This is a genomic window from Streptomyces sp. NPDC032940 (genome assembly GCF_040636935.1).
In the GTDB taxonomy this organism is placed as follows: Bacteria; Actinomycetota; Actinomycetes; order Streptomycetales; family Streptomycetaceae; genus Streptomyces.
This window is the reverse complement of the sequence record NZ_JBEZVJ010000072.1, coordinates 1-3,985: the sequence shown is the minus strand read 5'-3', so window position 1 is coordinate 3,985 and position 3,985 is coordinate 1. Positions and strand designations below refer to the sequence as shown.

The window sequence follows — 3,985 nt, the reverse complement described above, 5'->3', positions numbered from 1 at the left end:
TCCCCCATTGATCCCATAGCCAGACCCTAGCCTCCGCAGCCAGACCCTAGCCTCCGCAGGGAGCAACCATCCAAGATCCGCCGGACAGGCCCTAGTCCATCTGGAGGCACCCGCGCAGCTCGCCCGCCTGATCGACAGGCTGGCAGGCTGAGCGTGGCGGGCGACGGCGGCCCGCTCGACTGCGAACGGACCCTGGGCCCGGCCAACCAGCCGCATGGGACGGCACGGACCGGAACAAGAGCCGCCGACGGCCGGTGAGACGAACCCGTCGCGCCACCCCAGGTGCTCCCGGCGCCAACACGGGTCTGCGGTGTTCCCTGCGCTGTCGTCTCGCGCGGCGGAAACGGGTCGCGGACACCGGTGCGGAACACCCGCCGGTATCCGTCGGCCGGCGTTGTGTCCCTGAACGTCGCCGATGACGTCTGCGGCCCCGGCGATTCCGGGCGGGACGAGGTCGTAGACATCGCCGTCGATGTCCATGCCACGGGTGGCAGGCAGATAGCGAGCGACCACCTGCAGGCCGGTGAGCGCGGGGAGGGTACGGGGCAGGAGCGCCTGCTGAAGGCTGCGCAAGGTCGTGCTTCGTGTCGTAGAGGCGGGCACGGTCCAGAGCCTGGGCGATCAGCCCGGCGGGCGAGGTCAGCACGACGCGGTCTGCAGCGGAGAACGCGTGCGGACCGTCGTACGACAGGACACAGACCTCCACCGGCCGGCCGGGCACGATCAGCGGCAGGAAGGCCCAGGCTTCTTTGCCGCTGGCCAAGAACGCTTCCGGGTGAATACGCCGCATCTCAGCCGGATCCGAGAAGAAGGCGGGGACGCCGCTCCCGAGAGCACGCCCGGGCGGTGTGAGGACGGTGTCGAGGGGCGGGTGATCGAGTTGCTCCACGGCATCGGCCGGCCAGCCGCGGTGACCCGTGATCCGCAGCCGGCTCTCCCCGGCCATGGACAGCACCAGGCCCTGCCCCCCGAAGGCCGGCATGATCTGGTCGGTGACCAGAGAGTGAGCGTTTTCAGTGCGGCCACCGATCGGGTGACGGGGCGGTGTGCGGGTGGGGTGCAACGGACAGGGCTCCCGTGCCGTTGAGAGAGGTGTTCGACGTCTCAACTCAGCAGCACGACAGGGACCGTGCCGGACTTGCCCAGCGTCCTGCGGGTAGCGACGGGTTGAAGGTGGGTCCGTCGGCGATCCCTTGAACGGCGAGGTCAGCCGGTGCCGCCGGGAGTGGGCAGCGGTGTCTGTTTGGGGTGGGCGCGGAGCCCGTCGAGGACGATCGCCAGATAGCGTCGCCACAGCTCGGAGGAGCAGGGAAGGGCCATGACAGCATCGATCATCGCGGCGATTGGTGCGATGTCAGCCTCGGTGACACCGTCGCGCAGCGCGCCTTGGGCGCGGGCTCGAGCCGTGAGGCTCTCGCAGTGCAAGGTGATCTCCCGCCGCGCTTGGGCGAGGCCGGTGCCCTCAACAGCGCCGTGGTGCATCAACTCGCGCAGCCCGCGGTTGTAGGCGGCCCGCTCCAGGGCTCTCTCAAGGAAGCTGGACAGGGCGGCGAAGGCGTCATCCTCGGCCAGGGCCTGCCGCGCCATCGCCGCGATCTCGCCGAGTTCTTCGGAAAAGACGCACTCCGTGAGCGCTTGCTTGTCGGGGAATTTCCGATAGACGGTGCCGACTCCGAGCCCGGCGTGGTGCGCGACGTCATTGAGCGTGGCCTGAAGCCCACGTGCGGCGAAGACCTCGCGTCCGGCTTGCAGGATGCGTCGGCGGTTGAGCTCGGCGTCCCGCCTCAGCGGACGTGCCGCTGCCGCGACAGATTCCTGGCCTTCCTTCTGCCTGCCCATGGACCGCCTCTTCCGCCGACCGGATCACAACCGGATAGATGGTATCCGGTTCATGGTACGGTTCCTTGCGTAAGCGGATATGGCGTATCCGCATGCTGGGGGCGCCGTCCCTCACGTGGGCCTCACAGCTCGGAGGGGAAGGAGAACCAGGGATGCAGACCGTGGTCATCACCGGAGGAACCGACGGGCTCGGCAAAGGGCTCGCACTGCACTACCTGCGCCAAGGGGCGCGTGTACTCGCCGTCGGCAGCACGCCCACCAAGGGCGAGGCCCTCCTGGCAGAGGCGGCAACCGTCTCCGCCCCTGACCGGGTCGTCTTTCTGCAGACCGACCTGACTTCGGTCACGGCGACCAAGGAACTCGTCGCCAAGATCGAGAGCACCGGTCCCACAGTGGACAAACTCATCCTGTGCGCCCAGCGCTACCGACTCTTCGGCGCCCGCACTGTCACCCGCGAGGGGTTCGAGCACAGCTTCGCTCTCGCCTACCTGAGTCGGTACGTCCTCAGCCACGGCCTGCGCAAGGCGCTGGAATCCGCCCCGCGACCAGTCATCATGAACGTCTGCACCCCCGGCGTCCCGCTGGGGCGCATTCACTGGGACGACCTGCAACTGACGCGCCACTACAGCGGTTTCAAGGCCACCTTGCAGTCCTTCCGTGCCAACGACTTGCTCGGCGCGGCCTTCGCAGCCTTGTATGCCGACACCCCGATCCGCTACATCGGCTACAACCCCGGCGTGGTGTCCACCGGCATGCCCAACCACCTTCCACGGCCCCTGCGCGCCCTCACCAAGGCGTCTTTCACCGTGCTCGCCGCATCCGTGCCGAAGGCCGTCAACCCGATGACCTGTCTACTCGACGAACCTCCGGCCGAACCCTTCACCGCCTACCGCGCCACCCGCCGGCTGTCCCTGAAGGGCCCTGCATTCGATCAGGACGACGCACTGCGCCTGCACCGCCTCACGCAGGACCTGGTCGGCGCAGTGTGAAGCCGCAGACGGCCCGGAAGCGCCGGAAAACCGGCACGACAACGCGGGGCAAGATCTCCTCGGTTCAGGCAATTAGCGTTTTCAGCGTTGCTTCTCCAGGGTGAGGACGGCTTTGGTGATGACGCTCATGCGGTTGGGGCTGATGCAGCATCTGCGGAAGATCCGCCAGGACTTCAGTCGTGCCATGGCTCGTTCGACGGGTGCCCGGGCCACGGACAGGGCCCGGTTCTCGGTCTGCTCGGTGAGGGTGAGTTCACCGCCTGGTGGGCGACGCTTTGCGGTGGTGACCCAGTCGCCCGCTCCGATGGAGGCCATGTCGGCGAGGATCGGGACGTCCTGGCGTTCGCAGATCCGGATGATGCGATGGGTGCGGGCCGCGGTCAGGTCGTGGGTCCGGCCCGGCAGTGCCGGTGACAGCCACAGCATCTCGCCGGTCTGGTCCGTGACGACCTGCACGTTCACGCCGTGCCGCTTGTGTTTCGAGGAGTAGTCCGCCCTGCCGTCGCCGACGCGGTCACACTCGGCGAGCGTGCCGTCCAGGAGGACGAAGTCCGGGTCCTGCGTGCGCAGTGTCTTCAGCAGGCCAGGCGCCTGCTCGGCGAGCAGGCCGGCGACTGCGCTGACGTAGCCGTGGGCGGTGCCCACGGCTATCCCGAAGGCCCCGGCGATCTGGGCGAGCGTGTCGTGGCGGCGCAGGGACACGAGTGCGACCAGCGCGCGACGGTGCGGCGGGAGCTTGCACCGCCGGTCACCTTCACGAGTGACGATGAGCATCGTGACCCACTCGACCAAGGCGTGGGGCAGGTCGAGTGCGGCAGGATACGGACCCAACAGAGCTCCTGTGCTGCTGAGTTGAGACGTCGAACACCTCTCTCAACGGCACGGGAGCCCTGTCCGTTGCGCACTCCGATCCCATACCGCCCCGGTCACCCGATCGGTGGCCGCACTGAAAACGCTCAGTGAATCCCTCGCCCCTGGCCAGCCACTGCTTGAACAGGTGGAACCCGTAGTGCGACCACGAGACGTCCGGGCCGGCCAGGCTGTCGTCTGCAGGGCAGAGCATAAGAGGTCCTAACAAAGGCGTTGGACGTGGCGGTGGGTGATCAGGCAGGTGGCGAGTCCGAGGAAGGCTTCGTGGATGTCGTCGCGTCGTTCCC

The 3,985-nt window shown here is 68.0% G+C and carries 4 protein-coding genes; 1 reads left to right on the top strand and 3 read right to left on the bottom strand.

Annotation, left to right across the window (positions count from 1 at the left end):
• Positions 1-91: 91 nt before the first annotated feature.
• Both AB0E77_RS34070 and AB0E77_RS34065 read right to left on the bottom strand, forming a co-directional pair.
• Positions 92-946 carry a GAF domain-containing protein gene (locus AB0E77_RS34070; protein ID WP_361578856.1) on the bottom strand — a complete coding sequence of 285 codons (855 nt, stop codon included), beginning with the start codon at positions 944-946 and terminating at the stop codon, positions 92-94.
• Positions 947-1,206: 260 nt separating this feature from the next.
• Positions 1,207-1,839: a TetR/AcrR family transcriptional regulator gene (locus tag AB0E77_RS34065; protein ID WP_361578853.1), complete on the bottom strand. Its 633-nt coding sequence runs from the start codon at positions 1,837-1,839 to the stop codon at positions 1,207-1,209.
• 152 nt (positions 1,840-1,991) lie between these two features.
• On the opposite strand from AB0E77_RS34065, the gene AB0E77_RS34060 reads away from it, so the two are divergent.
• A complete protein-coding gene (locus AB0E77_RS34060) occupies positions 1,992-2,828 on the top strand; it encodes an SDR family NAD(P)-dependent oxidoreductase (RefSeq protein ID WP_361578850.1) in 837 nt (278 codons plus the stop codon).
• Positions 2,829-2,909: 81 nt separating this feature from the next.
• Here the strand turns inward: AB0E77_RS34060 and AB0E77_RS34055 are convergent, their stop codons facing one another.
• A complete protein-coding gene (locus AB0E77_RS34055) occupies positions 2,910-3,659 on the bottom strand; it encodes a transposase family protein (RefSeq protein ID WP_361578847.1) in 750 nt (249 codons plus the stop codon).
• Between the last annotated feature and the right edge of the window lie 326 nt (positions 3,660-3,985).

Bases quoted from the DNA above. Each gene is read 5' to 3' on its own strand.
- AB0E77_RS34070 (WP_361578856.1), bottom strand. From the start codon at position 946: ATGGCCGGGGAGAGCCGGCTGCGGATCACGGGTCACCGCGGCTGGCCG.
- AB0E77_RS34065 (WP_361578853.1), bottom strand. From the start codon at position 1,839: ATGGGCAGGCAGAAGGAAGGCCAGGAATCTGTCGCGGCAGCGGCACGT.
- AB0E77_RS34060 (WP_361578850.1), top strand. From the start codon at position 1,992: ATGCAGACCGTGGTCATCACCGGAGGAACCGACGGGCTCGGCAAAGGG.